Origin of the sequence: Pseudomonas sp. S5D5 (assembly GCF_003013355.1) — a bacterium.
In the GTDB taxonomy this organism is placed as follows: Bacteria; Pseudomonadota; Gammaproteobacteria; order Pseudomonadales; family Pseudomonadaceae; genus Aquipseudomonas; species Aquipseudomonas aylmerensis.
In genome coordinates this window covers 602501-619456 of record NZ_PTEO01000001.1, presented here as the reverse complement: position 1 = coordinate 619456, position 16956 = coordinate 602501, and the positions used below count along the sequence as shown (strand labels likewise).

At 55.5% G+C, this 16956-nt stretch carries 11 protein-coding genes, 4 tRNA genes and 2 rRNA genes (1 of these 17 running past the window's edge); all 17 read right to left on the bottom strand.

Annotation, left to right across the window (positions count from 1 at the left end; genetic code table 11):
- Positions 1–4200 carry a DNA-directed RNA polymerase subunit beta' gene (gene rpoC, locus C9990_RS02920; protein WP_065909923.1) on the bottom strand — a complete coding sequence of 1400 codons (4200 nt, stop codon included), beginning with the start codon at positions 4198–4200 and terminating at the stop codon, positions 1–3.
- Between the two features lie 64 nt (positions 4201–4264).
- Positions 4265–8338: a DNA-directed RNA polymerase subunit beta gene (gene rpoB / locus C9990_RS02915; RefSeq protein ID WP_025857208.1), complete on the bottom strand. Its 4074-nt coding sequence runs from the start codon at positions 8336–8338 to the stop codon at positions 4265–4267.
- Positions 8339–8557: 219 nt separating this feature from the next.
- A complete protein-coding gene (gene rplL / locus C9990_RS02910) occupies positions 8558–8923 on the bottom strand; it encodes a 50S ribosomal protein L7/L12 (protein WP_016969476.1) in 366 nt (121 codons plus the stop codon).
- Between the two features lie 78 nt (positions 8924–9001).
- Positions 9002–9502 carry a 50S ribosomal protein L10 gene (gene rplJ / locus C9990_RS02905; protein ID WP_016969477.1) on the bottom strand — a complete coding sequence of 167 codons (501 nt, stop codon included), beginning with the start codon at positions 9500–9502 and terminating at the stop codon, positions 9002–9004.
- A 199-nt stretch (positions 9503–9701) separates the two neighbouring features.
- A complete protein-coding gene (gene rplA, locus C9990_RS02900) occupies positions 9702–10397 on the bottom strand; it encodes a 50S ribosomal protein L1 (protein WP_003176434.1) in 696 nt (231 codons plus the stop codon).
- Positions 10397–10828, bottom strand: a complete 432-nt coding sequence (gene rplK, locus C9990_RS02895) for a 50S ribosomal protein L11 (protein WP_003176435.1) — start codon at positions 10826–10828, stop codon at positions 10397–10399. The genes rplA and rplK overlap by 1 nt, the downstream gene beginning before the upstream one ends.
- Before the next feature lie 117 nt (positions 10829–10945).
- Positions 10946–11479 (bottom strand): transcription termination/antitermination protein NusG, encoded by a 534-nt coding sequence (gene nusG, locus C9990_RS02890; RefSeq protein ID WP_003176436.1) that lies wholly within the window; start codon positions 11477–11479, stop codon positions 10946–10948.
- Between the two features lie 9 nt (positions 11480–11488).
- Positions 11489–11857, bottom strand: a complete 369-nt coding sequence (gene secE / locus C9990_RS02885; protein ID WP_003194658.1) for a preprotein translocase subunit SecE — start codon at positions 11855–11857, stop codon at positions 11489–11491.
- Between the two features lie 45 nt (positions 11858–11902).
- A tRNA-Trp gene (locus C9990_RS02880) sits at positions 11903–11978 on the bottom strand.
- 161 nt (positions 11979–12139) lie between these two features.
- Positions 12140–12215 (bottom strand) — tRNA-Thr (locus tag C9990_RS02875).
- Positions 12216–12241: 26 nt separating this feature from the next.
- A tRNA-Gly gene (locus C9990_RS02870) sits at positions 12242–12315 on the bottom strand.
- A 24-nt stretch (positions 12316–12339) separates the two neighbouring features.
- A tRNA-Tyr gene (locus C9990_RS02865) sits at positions 12340–12424 on the bottom strand.
- Between the two features lie 142 nt (positions 12425–12566).
- Positions 12567–13013, bottom strand: a complete 447-nt coding sequence (locus C9990_RS02860) for a hypothetical protein (protein WP_106802492.1) — start codon at positions 13011–13013, stop codon at positions 12567–12569.
- Between the two features lie 7 nt (positions 13014–13020).
- The gene (locus tag C9990_RS02855) at positions 13021–13770 is read right to left on the bottom strand and encodes a pantothenate kinase (RefSeq protein ID WP_106802491.1); all 750 of its coding nucleotides are present in this window, start codon (positions 13768–13770) and stop codon (positions 13021–13023) included.
- Positions 13760–14719, bottom strand: coding sequence for a bifunctional biotin--[acetyl-CoA-carboxylase] ligase/biotin operon repressor BirA (gene birA / locus C9990_RS02850; protein ID WP_106802490.1), 960 nt, complete (start codon positions 14717–14719; stop codon positions 13760–13762). The genes C9990_RS02855 and birA overlap by 11 nt, the downstream gene beginning before the upstream one ends.
- A gap of 166 nt (positions 14720–14885) precedes the next feature.
- A 5S ribosomal RNA gene (rrf, locus tag C9990_RS02845) occupies positions 14886–15001 on the bottom strand.
- Positions 15002–15171: 170 nt separating this feature from the next.
- Positions 15172–16956 (bottom strand): 23S ribosomal RNA (locus tag C9990_RS02840); it runs 1107 nt beyond the window's last position.

Sequence of the window (16956 nt, the reverse complement as noted above, 5' to 3'; positions counted from 1 at the left end):
TCAGTTACCGCTAGAGTTCAGCGCTTCGGTCAGTGCAGCTTCCACTTCACTGGCGCTTACGCGCAGCGGCTTGTCAGCATCACGGCGGCGCTTGCGCTCGCTGTGGTAAGCCAAACCGGTACCTGCCGGGATCAGACGACCCACGACCACGTTTTCTTTCAGGCCGCGCAGGTAATCGCGCTTGCCGGTTACCGCTGCTTCGGTCAGTACGCGAGTGGTCTCCTGGAAGGAGGCCGCCGAGATGAACGACTCAGTCGACAACGACGCCTTGGTGATACCCAGCAGCACGCGAGTGAACTTGGAAACGAATTTCTCTTCGTTCGTCAGGCGCTCGTTTTCCACCAGCACGTGAGTCAATTCCATCTGGTCGCCCTTGATGAAACTGGAATCGCCAGACTCAGCGATTTCAACTTTACGCAGCATCTGACGCAGGATGGTCTCGATGTGCTTATCGTTGATCTTCACGCCTTGCAGGCGGTAAACGTCCTGGATCTCGTTAACGATGTACTTGGCCAGCGCACTCACACCCAGCAGACGCAGGATGTCGTGTGGATCGCTTGGACCGTCGGAGATAACTTCGCCGCGGTTTACCTGTTCGCCTTCGAACACGTTCAGGTGACGCCACTTCGGAATCAGCTCTTCATACGGATCGCTACCGTCGTTCGGGGTAATGACCAGACGGCGCTTGCCCTTGGTCTCTTTACCGAACGCGATGGTACCGCTGACTTCAGCCAGAATCGACGCTTCTTTCGGACGACGAGCTTCGAACAAGTCGGCAACACGCGGCAGACCACCGGTGATGTCACGGGTCTTCGAAGTTTCTTGCGGGATACGCGCGATAACATCACCGATCGCGATCTTCGCACCATCCGCTACACCGACCAGGGCGTTGGCTGGCAGGAAGTACTGAGCGATTACGTCAGTGCCTGGCAGCAACAAGTCCTTGCCGTTGTCATCGACCATCTTCACGGCAGGACGGATGTCTTTACCGGCAGCTGGACGATCTTTCGCGTCGAGTACTTCAATGTTGGTCATACCGGTCAATTCGTCAGTCTGACGCTTGATCGTGATGCCTTCTTCCATGCCCACGTAGGTCACGGTACCTTTCATTTCGGTAACGATTGGGTGAGTGTGCGGATCCCACTTGGCCACGATTGCGCCAGCGTCGACCTTGTCACCTTCTTTAACCGAGATCACAGCACCGTACGGCAGCTTGTAGCGCTCACGCTCACGACCGTAGTCATCAGCGATTGCCAGCTCACCGGAACGGGACACAGCAACCAGGTGGCCATCCACTCGCTCAACGTGCTTCAGGTTGTGCAGACGGACGGTACCGCCATTCTTCACCTGAACGCTGTCAGCTGCGGAGGTCCGGCTTGCCGCACCACCGATGTGGAACGTACGCATGGTCAGCTGGGTACCCGGCTCACCGATGGACTGGGCAGCGATAACGCCGACCGCTTCACCGATGTTCACCTGGTGACCACGAGCCAAGTCACGGCCGTAGCACTTGGCGCAAATGCCATAGCGGGTTTCGCAGCTGATCGGCGAGCGAACAATCACTTCGTCGATGCTGTTGAGTTCGATGAACTCGACCCACTTCTCGTCGACCAGAGTGCCGGCAGGAACGATAACTTCCTCGGTACCTGGCTTGAATACGTCACGGGCAATAACACGACCCAATACGCGCTCACCCAGCGGCTCTACAACGTCACCGCCTTCAATGTGCGGAGTCATCAGCAGGCCGTGCTCGGTGCCGCAATCGATCTCGGTTACAACCAGATCTTGTGCAACGTCTACCAGACGACGCGTCAGGTAACCGGAGTTAGCGGTTTTCAACGCGGTATCCGCCAGACCTTTACGAGCACCGTGAGTGGAGATGAAGTACTGAAGTACGCTCAAACCTTCACGGAAGTTCGCAGTAATCGGCGTTTCGATGATGGAGCCGTCCGGCTTGGCCATCAGGCCACGCATACCGGCGAGCTGACGGATCTGCGCAGCAGAACCCCGTGCGCCCGAGTCGGCCATCATGTACATCGAGTTGAAGGATTCCTGGTCAACTTCGACGCCGTGGCGGTCGATGACTTTCTCTTTCGAGAGGTTGGCCATCATCGCCTTGGATACTTCGTCGTTCGCCTTGGACCAAAGGTCGATCACCTTGTTGTACTTCTCGCCCTGGGTTACCAGGCCGGAAGCGTACTGGCTTTCGATCTCTTTCACTTCGTCGGTGGCTGCACCGATGATGCGGGCTTTTTCATCCGGGATAACGAAGTCGTTAACGCCGATGGAAACGCCGGAAATGGTCGAATAAGCAAAACCGGTGTACATCAACTGGTCAGCGAAGATCACGGTCTCTTTCAAACCAACCACGCGGTAGCACTGGTTGATCAGCTTGGAGATCGCCTTTTTCTTCATCGGCAGGTTGACGACATCGTACGACAGACCTTTTGGCACAACTTGATACAACAGCGCACGGCCGACAGTGGTGTCGACGATACGGGTGTTGGTCACGCTGCCGCCGTCACGGTCGTTGACGGTTTCGTTGATCCGCACCTTGACCTTGGCGTGCAGTGCGGCTTCGCCGGCACGGAACACACGGTCAACTTCCTGCAGGTCAGCGAACACACGACCTTCGCCCTTGGCGTTGATCGCTTCACGGGTCATGTAGTACAGACCCAGTACAACGTCCTGCGACGGAACGATGATTGGCTCACCGTTGGCTGGCGACAGAATGTTGTTGGTCGACATCATCAACGCGCGCGCTTCCAACTGGGCTTCCAGTGTCAGCGGTACGTGCACGGCCATTTGGTCGCCGTCGAAGTCGGCGTTGTACGCAGCACAGACCAGCGGGTGCAGCTGAATAGCCTTACCTTCGATCAGTACCGGTTCAAACGCCTGGATACCCAGACGGTGAAGGGTCGGTGCACGGTTGAGGAGAACCGGGTGTTCACGGATCACTTCAGCGAGAACGTCCCAAACCTCTGGCAGTTCGCGCTCGACCATTTTCTTGGCGGCTTTGATGGTGGTCGCGAGACCGCGCATTTCCAGCTTGCCGAAAATGAACGGCTTGAACAGCTCGAGAGCCATCTTCTTCGGCAGACCGCACTGGTGCAGACGCAGGGTCGGGCCTACGGTAATTACCGAACGACCGGAGTAGTCAACACGCTTACCGAGCAAGTTCTGACGGAAACGACCTTGCTTGCCCTTGATCATGTCGGCCAAGGATTTCAGAGGACGCTTGTTCGAACCGGTGATAGCGCGGCCACGACGACCGTTGTCGAGCAAGGCATCGACAGCTTCTTGCAACATACGCTTTTCGTTGCGCACGATGATGTCCGGAGCGGACAGGTCGAGCAGGCGCTTCAAGCGGTTGTTACGGTTGATCACGCGACGGTACAGGTCGTTGAGGTCGGAAGTCGCGAAACGACCACCATCCAACGGTACCAGCGGACGCAGGTCTGGCGGCAGAACCGGCAGAACGGTCAGCACCATCCACTCTGGCAGGTTGCCGGAACCCTGGAAGGCTTCCATCAACTTCAGACGCTTGGACAGCTTCTTGATCTTGGTTTCGGAGTTGGTTTGCGGAATCTCTTCACGCAGACGACCAATCTCGTGCTCCAGGTCGATAGCGTGCAGCAGTTCGCGGACAGCTTCGGCACCCATGCGGGCATCGAAATCGTCACCGAATTCTTCCAGCGCTTCGAAGTACTGCTCGTCGTTCAGCAGCTGACCTTTTTCAAGGGTGGTCATGCCTGGATCGATAACGACATAGCTCTCGAAGTAGAGAACGCGTTCGATATCACGCAGGGTCATGTCCATCAGCAAGCCGATACGGGACGGCAGCGATTTCAGGAACCAGATGTGGGCAACCGGCGAAGCCAGCTCGATGTGCGCCATGCGCTCACGACGAACCTTGGCCAGTGCAACTTCAACGCCGCACTTCTCGCAGATCACACCACGGTGCTTCAAGCGCTTGTACTTACCGCACAGGCACTCGTAATCCTTTACCGGGCCAAAGATCTTGGCGCAGAACAGGCCGTCACGCTCAGGTTTGAACGTACGGTAGTTGATGGTTTCCGGCTTTTTAACTTCACCGAACGACCACGAACGGATCATCTCAGGCGATGCCAATCCAATACGGATGGCGTCGAACTCTTCGACTTGACCCTGGTTTTTCAGCAAATTCAGTAGGTCTTTCAAGGCCTTTCCTCCTGGCGGAGCAGAGAGCGGGCTAAACGGCCCCGCTCTCGATTCGCGTCACGTGTTATTCGGTTTCCAGATCGATATCGATGCCGAGGGAACGAATTTCTTTGATCAACACGTTGAAGGACTCGGGCATGCCCGGCTCCATACGGTGATCGCCGTCCACGATGTTTTTGTACATCTTGGTCCGACCGTTCACATCGTCCGACTTCACTGTGAGCATTTCTTGCAGAGTGTAAGCAGCACCGTATGCTTCCAGTGCCCAGACCTCCATCTCCCCGAAACGCTGACCACCGAACTGAGCCTTACCACCCAGCGGCTGCTGGGTAACGAGGCTGTACGAACCGGTAGAACGAGCGTGCATCTTGTCGTCTACCAAGTGGTTCAGCTTCAGCATGTACATGTAGCCAACAGTAACCGGGCGCTCGAACTTGTTGCCGGTACGGCCGTCGAACAGCTGCATCTGGCCGCTTTCTGGCAGGTCTGCCAGTTTCAGCATGGCCTTGATTTCGCTTTCCTTGGCACCGTCGAACACCGGGGTAGCCATTGGAACGCCGCCGCGCAGGTTCTTCGCCAGATCCAGGATTTCCTGGTCGGAGAAGGTGTCCAGCTCTTCGTTGCGACCGCCGATCTCGTTGTAGATCTCGTGCAGGAACTTACGCAGGTCTGCGACCTTGCGCTGCTCTTCGATCATACGGTTGATCTTCTCGCCCAGACCTTTGGCCGCGAGGCCCAGGTGGGTTTCAAGGATCTGACCAACGTTCATACGCGAAGGTACGCCCAACGGGTTGAGGACGACGTCGACCGGTGTGCCATTGGCATCGTGCGGCATGTCTTCAACCGGCATGATCACGGAGACCACACCTTTGTTACCGTGACGACCGGCCATCTTGTCGCCCGGTTGGATGCGACGACGGATTGCCAGGTAAACCTTGACGATTTTCAGCACGCCTGGAGCCAGGTCATCGCCTTGCTGCAGTTTGCGCTTCTTGTCTTCGAACTTGTCGTCCAGCAGACGGCGACGATCAACGATATAGGCCTGGGCCTTCTCGAGCTGCTCGTTCAGAGCATCTTCAGCCATGCGCAGTTTGAACCACTGGCCGTGCTCAAGACCGTCGAGAACTTCGTCGGTGATGTCCTGACCTTTCTTCAGACCTGCGCCGCCTTCAGCCTTGTGGCCTACCAGGGCGGAACGCAGACGTTCGAAGGTCGCGCCTTCAACGATACGGAACTCTTCGTTCAGATCCTTGCGGATCTCGTCGAGCTGGGTCTTCTCGATGGACAGTGCACGAGCATCACGCTCAACGCCGTCACGGGTGAAGACCTGTACGTCGATGACAGTACCCTTGGTACCGGTAGGTACGCGCAGGGAGGTGTCTTTAACGTCGCTGGCTTTTTCACCGAAGATCGCACGCAGCAGTTTTTCCTCTGGAGTCAGTTGGGTCTCGCCTTTCGGAGTGACCTTACCTACCAGGATGTCGCCTGCGCCGACTTCAGCACCTACGTAAACGATACCGGCTTCGTCCAGCTTGTTCAGTGCAGCTTCACCCACGTTCGGGATGTCTGCAGTGATTTCCTCTGGCCCAAGCTTGGTGTCACGTGCCACACAGGTCAGTTCCTGAATGTGGATCGTGGTGAAACGGTCTTCTTGAACAACACGCTCGGACAGGCAGATGGAGTCTTCGAAGTTGAAGCCGTTCCATGCCATGAACGCGATGCGCATGTTCTGGCCCAGTGCCAGTTCACCCATGTCGGTGGACGGGCCGTCGGCCATGATGTCGCTACGCTGAACGCGATCCCCCTTGCTCACCAGCGGACGCTGGTTGATGCAGGTGTTCTGGTTCGAGCGGGTGTATTTGGTCAGGTTGTAGATGTCGACACCGGCTTCGCCAGTTTCAACTTCGTCATCGGCAACACGAACCACGATACGGCTGGCATCAACGGAGTCGATCACGCCGCCACGACGAGCCACGACGCAAACGCCGGAGTCACGGGCTACGTTACGCTCCATGCCGGTACCTACCAGCGGCTTGTCAGCGCGCAGGGTCGGTACAGCTTGACGCTGCATGTTGGAACCCATCAACGCACGGTTGGCGTCGTCGTGCTCGAGGAACGGGATCAGCGACGCTGCAACCGAAACTACCTGCTTCGGCGAAACGTCCATCAAGGTGACGTCTTCCGGCGCCTTGACGGTGAACTCGTTCAAGTGACGAACCGCTACCAGCTCGTCGACCAGGACTTTCTTGTCGTTCATCGTGGCCGAGGCCTGGGCGATCACGTGATCCGCTTCTTCGATGGCGGACAGGAACACGATCTCGTCGGTGACCAGAGCGTCTTTCACCACGCGGTACGGGCTCTCGAGGAAGCCGTACTGGTTGGTGCGCGCATACGCAGCCAGGGAGTTGATCAGACCGATGTTCGGACCTTCCGGCGTTTCGATCGGGCAAACACGACCGTAGTGCGTCGGGTGTACGTCACGAACTTCAAAGCCTGCACGCTCACGGGTCAGACCGCCTGGGCCCAGTGCCGAAACACGGCGCTTGTGGGTGATCTCGGAGAGCGGGTTGTTCTGGTCCATGAACTGCGAGAGCTGGCTGGAGCCGAAGAACTCTTTCACCGCCGCAGCCACTGGCTTGGCGTTGATCAGGTCTTGTGGCATCAGGCCTTCGCTTTCAGCCATCGACAGACGCTCTTTGACCGCACGCTCAACACGCACCAGGCCAACGCGGAACTGGTTCTCGGCCATTTCGCCTACGCAGCGAACACGACGGTTACCCAGGTGGTCGATGTCATCGACGATGCCTTTACCGTTACGGATGTCGACCAGAGTCTTCAGTACCGCGACGATGTCTTCCTTGCACAACACGCCCGAACCTTCGATCTCGGTACGACCGATACGACGGTTGAACTTCATCCGGCCGACCGCAGACAGGTCATAGCGCTCAGGGCTGAAGAACAGGTTGTTGAACAGGGTCTCGGCAGCGTCTTTGGTCGGTGGCTCGCCAGGACGCATCATGCGATAGATCTCGACCAGCGCTTCCAATTGGTTGCTGGTGGAGTCGATCTTCAGAGTGTCGGAGATGAACGGACCGCAGTCGATGTCGTTGGTGTACAGGGTCTCGATGCGAACGACCTGAGCCTTGGCGATTTTGGCCAGGATCTCGGTGTTCAGCTCGGTGTTGCACTCAGCCAGGATTTCGCCTGTAGCCGGGTGAACGATGACCTTGGCGGTAGTGCGACCCAGTACGTAGTCCAGAGGCACTTCCAGCTCTTTGATACCGGCTTTTTCGATCTGGTTGATGTGGCGCGCAGTGATACGACGGCCAGCTTCAACAATGACCTTGCCTTTTTCATCCTGGATGTCCAGGACGGCAATTTCACCACGCAGACGCGAAGCGATCAGCTCCAGCTTGAGGGTTTCATCCTTCAGGCTGAATACGTTGGTGGTGTAGAAGGCGTCCAGCACTTGCTCGGTGGTATAGCCGAGCGCGCGCAGCAGTACCGAGGCCGGTAGCTTGCGACGACGGTCGATACGCACGAACACGCAGTCTTTAGGGTCGAACTCGAAGTCCAACCACGAACCACGGTACGGAATGATCCGCGCGGAGTACAGGAGCTTGCCGGAGCTGTGCGTCTTGCCGCGGTCGTGGTCAAAGAACACGCCCGGGGAACGGTGCAGCTGGGAAACGATAACACGCTCGGTACCGTTGATAACGAAGGTACCGTTCTCAGTCATCAATGGGATTTCGCCCATGTAGACTTCTTGCTCTTTGATGTCCTTGATCGCTTTGTTCGACGATTCTTTGTCGAAAATGATCAGGCGGACTTTTACCCGCAAAGGTACGGCGTACGTAACACCGCGCAACACGCATTCTTTGACATCAAATGCCGGTTCGCCCAGGCGATAACCGACGTACTCCAGCGCAGCATTGCCGGAGTAGCTGATGATCGGGAAAACGGATTTGAAGGCCGCATGCAGGCCCACGTCGCGGAACTGATCTTTGGTCGCTCCCGCCTGCAAGAATTCACGATACGAATCCAGCTGGATAGCCAGAAGGTACGGGACATCCATGACGTCCGGCAACTTGCTAAAGTCCTTGCGGATACGTTTTTTCTCAGTATATGAGTAAGCCATCAGCGTTCCCCAGCTTGGTCACCTGCTTGTTTGGCCCCTCCGACGGGAGCAGCCAGAAAATCTTGCAAACCCCATGGTTTGCACCACCGCATCGGGTGGCTACAGCGCGTTAATGGCGGCGACCGAGTCGACAGCCAAGAACGGAAAAAGGCCGGTGGCAAGAGCCACCAGCCATCAGCCTTCAGCTTAACGCTTGGGCTGGAGACGCAAGGTCGATGCTTACTTCAGCTCGACTTTAGCGCCTGCTTCTTCCAGTACTGCTTTGGCTTTGTCAGCTGCGTCTTTGGCAACAGCTTCCAGAACCAGGGCAGGAGCGCCGTCAACTACAGCCTTGGCTTCTTTCAGGCCCAGACCGGTCAGTTCACGTACTGCCTTGATCACGTTTACTTTCTTCTCGCCAGCTTCGGTCAGCATGACGTTGAATTCGGTTTGCTCTTCAACAACGGCAGCAGCAGCAGCTGGGCCAGCGGAAGCAGCGGCAGCGGAAACGCCGAATTTTTCTTCGAAAGCTTTGATCAGCTCAACAACCTGCAGAACCGACATTTCAGCTACGGCGTTGAGGATATCGTCTTGGGAGATAGACATTGCTGTATTTCCTGAATTGGGGGACGGCCTACGCGGCCATCGAAATAAACAAAAATACGCGAGAGAAGTCGCTCAGCCTTAGGCTGCGGCAGCTTCTTTTTGCTCGCGAACTGCAGCCAGAGTACGAGCCAGCTTGCTGGTAGCGCCTTGAATCACGCTCATCAGCTGCGAAATGGCTTCGTCGCGGGTCGGCAGTGTTGCCAGTACGTCGATTTGGTTAGCTGCGAGGAACTTGCCCTCGAACGCAGCTGCCTTGATCTCGAACTTATCCTGACTCTTGGCGAATTCTTTGAACAAACGGGCAGCAGCGCCTGGATGTTCTTTGGAGAACGCGATCAGAGTCGGGCCGGTGAACACGTCGTTGAGAACACTGTATTCAGTGTCAGCAACAGCGCGCTTGAGCAGGGTGTTACGTACAACACGTACGTATACGCCAGCTTCACGAGCCTCTTTACGGAGTCCGGTCATAGCGCCTACTGTCACACCACGGGCATCAGCCACGACAGCGGACAGAGCAGCTTTGGCAGCCTCGTTGACTTCAGCGACGATGGCCTTCTTGTCTTCGAGATTAATTGCCACGGGTTTAACTCCTGCTTGTTACCGTTTCATCTGGCCGAAGCCGGATGTCGTTTTGGTGTCTGATTCGGTAAGGAACCGGGAGCACCATCTGCGTAGGCTTGTGGTTTAAGACTTGCGCCGCCTACGGTCTTGGATAGCCCCCGCCAGGCAGGGACCCCAATTTTTTCAATTGGCGCAATCTCTCACGCCAATCTGTGTCTTATACGTCCAGCGAGCCTTGGTCGATGACCAGACCTGGGCCCATAGTGGTGCTCAGGGTAACGCGCTTGACGTAGATACCTTTCGAGGAAGCTGGCTTGATACGCTTCAGATCAGCGATCAGGGCTTCAACGTTTTCCTTCAGCTTGACGGCGTCGAAGCCGACTTTGCCAACGGAGGTGTGAATGATGCCGTTTTTGTCGGTGCGATAACGAACCTGACCAGCCTTGGCGTTTTTAACCGCGGTAGCTACGTCTGGAGTCACGGTGCCGACTTTCGGGTTAGGCATCAGACCACGTGGACCGAGGATCTGACCCAACTGACCTACAACGCGCATTGCATCCGGGGAAGCAATAACTACGTCGTAGTTCAGGTCGCCGCCTTTCATTTCGGCAGCCAGGTCGTCCATGCCAACGCGGTCAGCGCCGGCGGCCAGAGCAGCTTCAGCTGCCGGGCCTTGGGTGAAGACAGCTACACGTACAGTCTTACCGGTACCGTGTGGCAGCACAGTTGCGCTACGAACGACCTGGTCGGATTTACGTGGGTCAACACCCAGGTTTACAGCAACGTCAACGGACTCGCTGAACTTGACAGTCGACAGCTCGGTCAGCAGGGCAGCAGCGTCTACAAAGTTGTAGGACTTGCCTGCTTCGATTTTGCCGGCGATAGCCTTTTGGCGCTTGGTCAGCTTAGCCATTACACACCCTCCACGTTAAGGCCCATGCTACGAGCAGAACCGGCGATGGTACGCACGGCTGCATCCATATCAGCTGCAGTCAGATCCGCGTTTTTGGTTTTCGCGATTTCTTCCAGCTGAGCACGAGTCACGGTGCCAACCTTAACGGTGTTAGGACGAGCGGAACCGCTAGTCAGACCAGCAGCTTTCTTCAGCAGAACCGAAGCCGGGGTCGACTTGGTTTCGAAAGTGAAGCTACGGTCGCTGTATACAGTGATGATCACTGGAGTCGGCAGACCTGGTTCAAGACCCTGAGTACGGGCGTTGAAGGCCTTGCAGAATTCCATGATGTTCACGCCGTGCTGACCCAGAGCTGGACCGACGGGTGGGCTAGGGTTGGCCTGAGCGGCCTTCACTTGCAGCTTGATGTAAGCGGTAATCTTCTTGGCCATGAGGCACTCCAATTACGGGTTCTAACGCCTCGAAAGGCTCCCCGGTTACTTGCGCGTTTATCCCAGTGACGACAAAACCCCACAGCCTAAGGCTGCGGGGTTGGGATGCTTGCCCAGCTAGACCTTCTCGACCTGGCTGAACTCCAACTCTACCGGAGTAGAGCGACCGAAAATGAGCACTGCCACTTGGATCCGGCTCTTTTCGTAGTTAACTTCTTCGACGGTACCGTTGAAATCAGCAAACGGACCATCTGTGACACGAACAACCTCACCCGGCTCGAACAAAGTCTTCGGCTTGGGCTTGTCGCTACCGTCAGCAACACGACGCAGAATTGCTTCTGCCTCTTTGTCGGTGATCGGAGCAGGCTTATCAGCAGTACCGCCGATAAAACCCATGACACGAGGAGTGTCCTTGACCAAGTGCCAAGTACCTTCATTCATGTCCATCTGAACCAGCACGTAGCCAGGGAAGAACTTGCGTTCGCTTTTACGCTTCTGGCCATTCCGCATTTCAACCACTTCTTCAGTGGGAACCAGAATTTCGCCGAAGCCATCTTCCATGCCTGCGAGCTTTACGCGCTCTAGCAAAGAGCGCATAACATGCTTCTCGTAACCCGAGTAAGCATGCACAACGTACCAACGCTTAGCCACGGGACACCCTTAGCCAACAATCAAGGAAACAAGCCAGCCGAGCAGGGAATCAAGCCCCCACAACAGCAACGCCATAACCAGAACAACAGCCACAACGATCAACGTGGTCTGCGTGGTTTCTTGGCGAGTCGGCCAAACGACTTTACGGATTTCGGTGCGAGCTTCCTTTACCAGGACCGCGAACGACTTGCCTTTAGCAGTCTGCAGGCCTACAAAGGCAGCTACAGCGGCAAGGGCGAGCAAAGCGAGGACGCGGTACAGGATCGGCGAAGCAGAGTAGTACTGATTGCCAACAACGCCTACGACCACCAATGCGACTACGGCGAGCCACTTGACGAGATCGAAACGAGAGCTTTGAGCTTCAGCCTTAGGAGTCATCTATGAAGATCCTGTGAAAAGAAAGCCAGACACACCACGTGAATCTGGCAGGTCAGGAGGGAATCGAACCCCCAACCTACGGTTTTGGAGACCGTCGCTCTGCCAATTGAGCTACTGACCTAAAACAAAATCAGGCCGACCATTATGCAGGCCTGAAAAAGACTTTACAACAACCAACCCCTAGAGACTTGAAAACACCCAGCAACAAAGCCAAGCACAACACAATCAAGCCGAGGCAGCTGTTAAAACAAAGGCAGATATTTTCATATCTGCCTTGTTATATGGAGCTCTTGAGCGGATTTGAACCGCTGACCTCACCCTTACCAAGGGTGTGCTCTACCAACTGAGCTACAAGAGCAAAACACCGTGCACAACCTGCAAACTTGGAGCGGGTAGCGGGAATCGAACCCGCATCATCAGCTTGGAAGGCTGAGGTTCTACCACTAAACTATACCCGCGGAGCTTGCAGCTCACGCTAAAAATGGTGGAGGGGGAAGGATTCGAACCTTCGAAGTCGTAGACGTCAGATTTACAGTCTGATCCCTTTGGCCGCTCGGGAACCCCTCCTAAGCGAGCCGGCATTCTACATCACGCCGGCCTTCTGTCAAGCATTTTCTCATTTAAAAATATGAGGTTAGCTGCGTTGACCTCGCCTCTCACTGAAGGCCTTAAAGGTCTTCACTGCGAAGCGGGCGCCATTCTATGCAAACTATTCGAGAGTTGCAATGCCTTCGCACAGCATTATTTTATGTTTTAACTCATTGAATTCCTTAGCAAGGTTTTCAAAGGGCAGATCATCTGCCAGGCGTCGGCTTTCCGGGGCTACGCGAAGCCAGTAACCCGAGACGTCGGGCGTACTCAGCAACTGAAGCTTGACCTTTATATCCAGGCTAATGAGACGCTGCTCGAGAGATTGCGCTTCGTGCTGATCCGCAAAGCCGCCGATGTACAAGCAGGTGCTTTGCGCATCGGACGCTTTTGCCCGATCCCTGCGGACCACGGCATCCGACGATTCACTCAGCAGTCGAATATCCTGCTGAGAACCCCGATAGAGACTCAAGGGCGTGACATCCTTGGCGCGCAGAGGCGCTTCTTGCTGGTGCCAAATGTAGTAGAAGGCGTTGAGGACGAGTAAAAGCAAAAACAGCCAACGCATAATCACCTCAAGATAAAGGACACGCCATCGCCAACCCGACAAAAACCAGGTCAGGAACGAGTCGGGCCTGGGGCACGGCATCTCGGACCAGATCGGCATCTCCACCGGTCAGGAACACAGTGAAGTCATCACCCCAGTAGCTACGGGCCTGCTCAAGCTGAGTCAACACAAACCCCCTGAGCATCAGCGTGCAGCCGCGCTCGACCGCCTCTACGGTCGTACGACCAGGAGAAAGGCGCTCCAGAGCCCTTTCGGCAGCGGCATCGTCGTAACGGATCTTGCGCGTGTGCGTACGCAGCTGGTTTCGCATGAGCGGCATACCAGGACAAATAAAGCCGCCGAGGTGCTCGCCATCTGCAGCAATAAAATCTGCAGTCGCCGCCGTACCAAAATCAAGCACGAGGCAAGCACCTGAAGCCAATTTGAATCCACCCAACATTGCCAGCCACCGATCAAGCCCAAGACGCTCGAAATCCTCGTAGCCGTTACGTACGCCTGCCATTTCACGCGCAGAGGCCGCACAGGAAACAGCAACGCCAAAAGCCTCCACCAGCGCCTCGGCAAGCCTGCTTGTTTCTTCCTGGGCACGAACGCTCACCAACCGGCAGCGCGTCAGCGACAAGCCAGGCAACGCCACCAGGCTTTCTATCAACGCGACATCCGAACCCGCAACGCCCTCTGCGCAAGCGCCTACCCCACCTGAGCCGAGCACACGCCATTTGATAAAGCTATTCCCACAGTCGAGCTCAAGAATCATCACGCAACCTCAGGCTTAACTCACCACCACTGTATATTTTCTCGACCCCATCGACGCTTAAACGCAAAGCACCTTGCCCATCGACACCCAGCACCACGCCATCCACTTGGTTGACACCTGCAATGAGCGATACCGCCTTGCCCTGCCACGCATGACTCTGCTCCCATTCCGCCTGAAGTGCTGCGAAGCCAGCGGTTCTATGACGATCAAGATAGCTTTGCAACTGCAAACCGAGTTGGGCCACCAAGACATTACGATTGACAGGAGCCCCCGTCTCGAGCTGCACCGATGTCCATTGCTGATCAACCTCGTCAGCCCTCTGCATATTCACATTGATCCCGATTCCTAGGACAACGTGACAGATATCAGCAGGGTCCCCTACCAATTCCAGCAATATCCCGGCAATTTTTTTCTGCCCAACCAACACATCGTTTGGCCACTTCAAGGCAGCCCCGCGCATACCCGACTCACGCAGGGCCTGCATGACAGCCAGGCCAACAACAAGACTCAAACCTTCAAGCTGTCGAAGACCACCCTCTATACGCAGTACAAGGCTGTAATACACATTTTGCGCGAAGGGGCTGACCCACTTTCGGCCACGCCTGCCTCTTCCTGCTGTTTGCTGCTCCGCCAGCACTAGGAACGGCGCCGCAGAGCCTGTCTCGACAAGGCGCAGTGCTTCGGCATTGGTAGAGTCAATGGAGTCGGAAATATGAACAGGCCACGCCAACGAGGGCGCAAACAGCGCGATCTCCTCAGCACTCAAGAACACCAGCGGCGAAGCCAATTGATACCCTTTGCCACGAACCTTATGGATGGGCAGGTTCAGCTCTGCCTCAAGGTGCTGGAGTTGTTTCCAGACTGCACTTCGACTGACGCCCAGGGCGGCGCCAAGTGCTTCTCCGGAGTGAAATCGGCCGTCTTTCAGAAGTTTTAACAACGTCAGCATGCAAGTATCGCCTCACAATGAGGCACGCATGATAGCCATGCGCAGGGTCATTGCATAGAAAGGCCGGACATAAGCGCTAAAGGCCTCAGCCACGTCCCTGGCGCATTTTCGACCGCCCAAAACAAAACCCCTGTTTGCGTTAGCAAACAGGGGTTCTGGAATTTAATCTTGACGATGACCTACTCTCACATGGGGAAACCCCACACTACCATCGGCGATGCATCGTTTCACTGCTGAGTTCGGGATGGGATCAGGTGGTTCCAATGCTCTATGGTCGTCAAGAAATTCGGGTACTGAGTCGCGACCATGTGGTCTCGCTTCAGCAAATTGGGTATGTGATAGCTTTCGGTGTTTTGTGAACGTCGAACTTTCGGTTCATTTCGTCTTCACACACCGCAATCTGGTGCTCTTTTGCCTTTCAGCTCGAAGCAAGCAAATTGCTTGGGTGTTATATGGTCAAGCCTCACGGGCAATTAGTATTGGTTAGCTCAACGCCTCACAGCGCTTACACACCCAACCTATCAACGTCGTAGTCTTCGACGGCCCTTCAGGGAACTCAAGGTTCCAGTGAGATCTCATCTTGAGGCTAGTTTCCCGCTTAGATGCTTTCAGCGGTTATCTATTCCGAACATAGCTACCCGGCAATGCCACTGGCGTGACAACCGGAACACCAGAGGTTCGTCCACTCCGGTCCTCTCGTACTAGGAGCAGCCCCTCTCAAATCTCAAACGTCCACGGCAGATAGGGACCGAACTGTCTCACGACGTTCTAAACCCAGCTCGCGTACCACTTTAAATGGCGAACAGCCATACCCTTGGGACCGGCTTCAGCCCCAGGATGTGATGAGCCGACATCGAGGTGCCAAACACCGCCGTCGATATGAACTCTTGGGCGGTATCAGCCTGTTATCCCCGGAGTACCTTTTATCCGTTGAGCGATGGCCCTTCCATACAGAACCACCGGATCACTAAGACCTACTTTCGTACCTGCTCGACGTGTCTGTCTCGCAGTCAAGCGCGCTTTTGCCTTTATACTCTACGACCGATTTCCGACCGGTCTGAGCGCACCTTCGTACTCCTCCGTTACTCTTTAGGAGGAGACCGCCCCAGTCAAACTACCCACCATACACTGTCCTCGATCCGGATAACGGACCTGAGTTAGAACCTCAAAGTTGCCAGGGTGGTATTTCAAGGATGGCTCCACGCAGACTGGCGTCCACGCTTCAAAGCCTCCCACCTATCCTACACAAGCAAATTCAAAGTCCAGTGCAAAGCTATAGTAAAGGTTCACGGGGTCTTTCCGTCTAGCCGCGGATACACTGCATCTTCACAGCGATTTCAATTTCACTGAGTCTCGGGTGGAGACAGCGCCGCCATCGTTACGCCATTCGTGCAGGTCGGAACTTACCCGACAAGGAATTTCGCTACCTTAGGACCGTTATAGTTACGGCCGCCGTTTACCGGGGCTTCGATCAAGAGCTTCGCGTTAGCTAACCCCATCAATTAACCTTCCGGCACCGGGCAGGCGTCACACCCTATACGTCCACTTTCGTGTTTGCAGAGTGCTGTGTTTTTAATAAACAGTCGCAGCGGCCTGGTATCTTCGACCGGCATGAGCTTACGGAGCAAGTCCTTCACCCTCACCGGCGCACCTTCTCCCGAAGTTACGGTGCCATTTTGCCTAGTTCCTTCACCCGAGTTCTCTCAAGCGCCTTGGTATTCTCTACCCAACCACCTGTGTCGGTTTGGGGTACGGTTCCTGGTTACCTGAAGCTTAGAAGCTTTTCTTGGAAGCATGGCATCAACCACTTCGTTAACTAAAAGTTAACTCGTCATCAGCTCTCGGCCTTAAGATCCCGGATTTACCTAAGATCTCAGCCTACCACCTTAAACTTGGACAACCAACGCCAAGCTGGCCTAGCCTTCTCCGTCCCTCCATCGCAATAACCAGAAGTACAGGAATATTAACCTGTTTTCCATCGACTACGCTTTTCAGCCTCGCCTTAGGGACCGACTAACCCTGCGTCGATTAACGTTGCGCAGGAAACCTTGGTCTTTCGGCGTGGGTGTTTTTCACACCCATTGTCGTTACTCATGTCAGCATTCGCACTTCTGATACCTCCAGCAAGCTTCTCAACTCACCTTCACAGGCTTACAGAACGCTCCTCTACCGCATCACTTACGTGATACCCGTAGCTTCGGTGTATGGTTTGAGCCCCGTTACATCTTCCGCGCAGG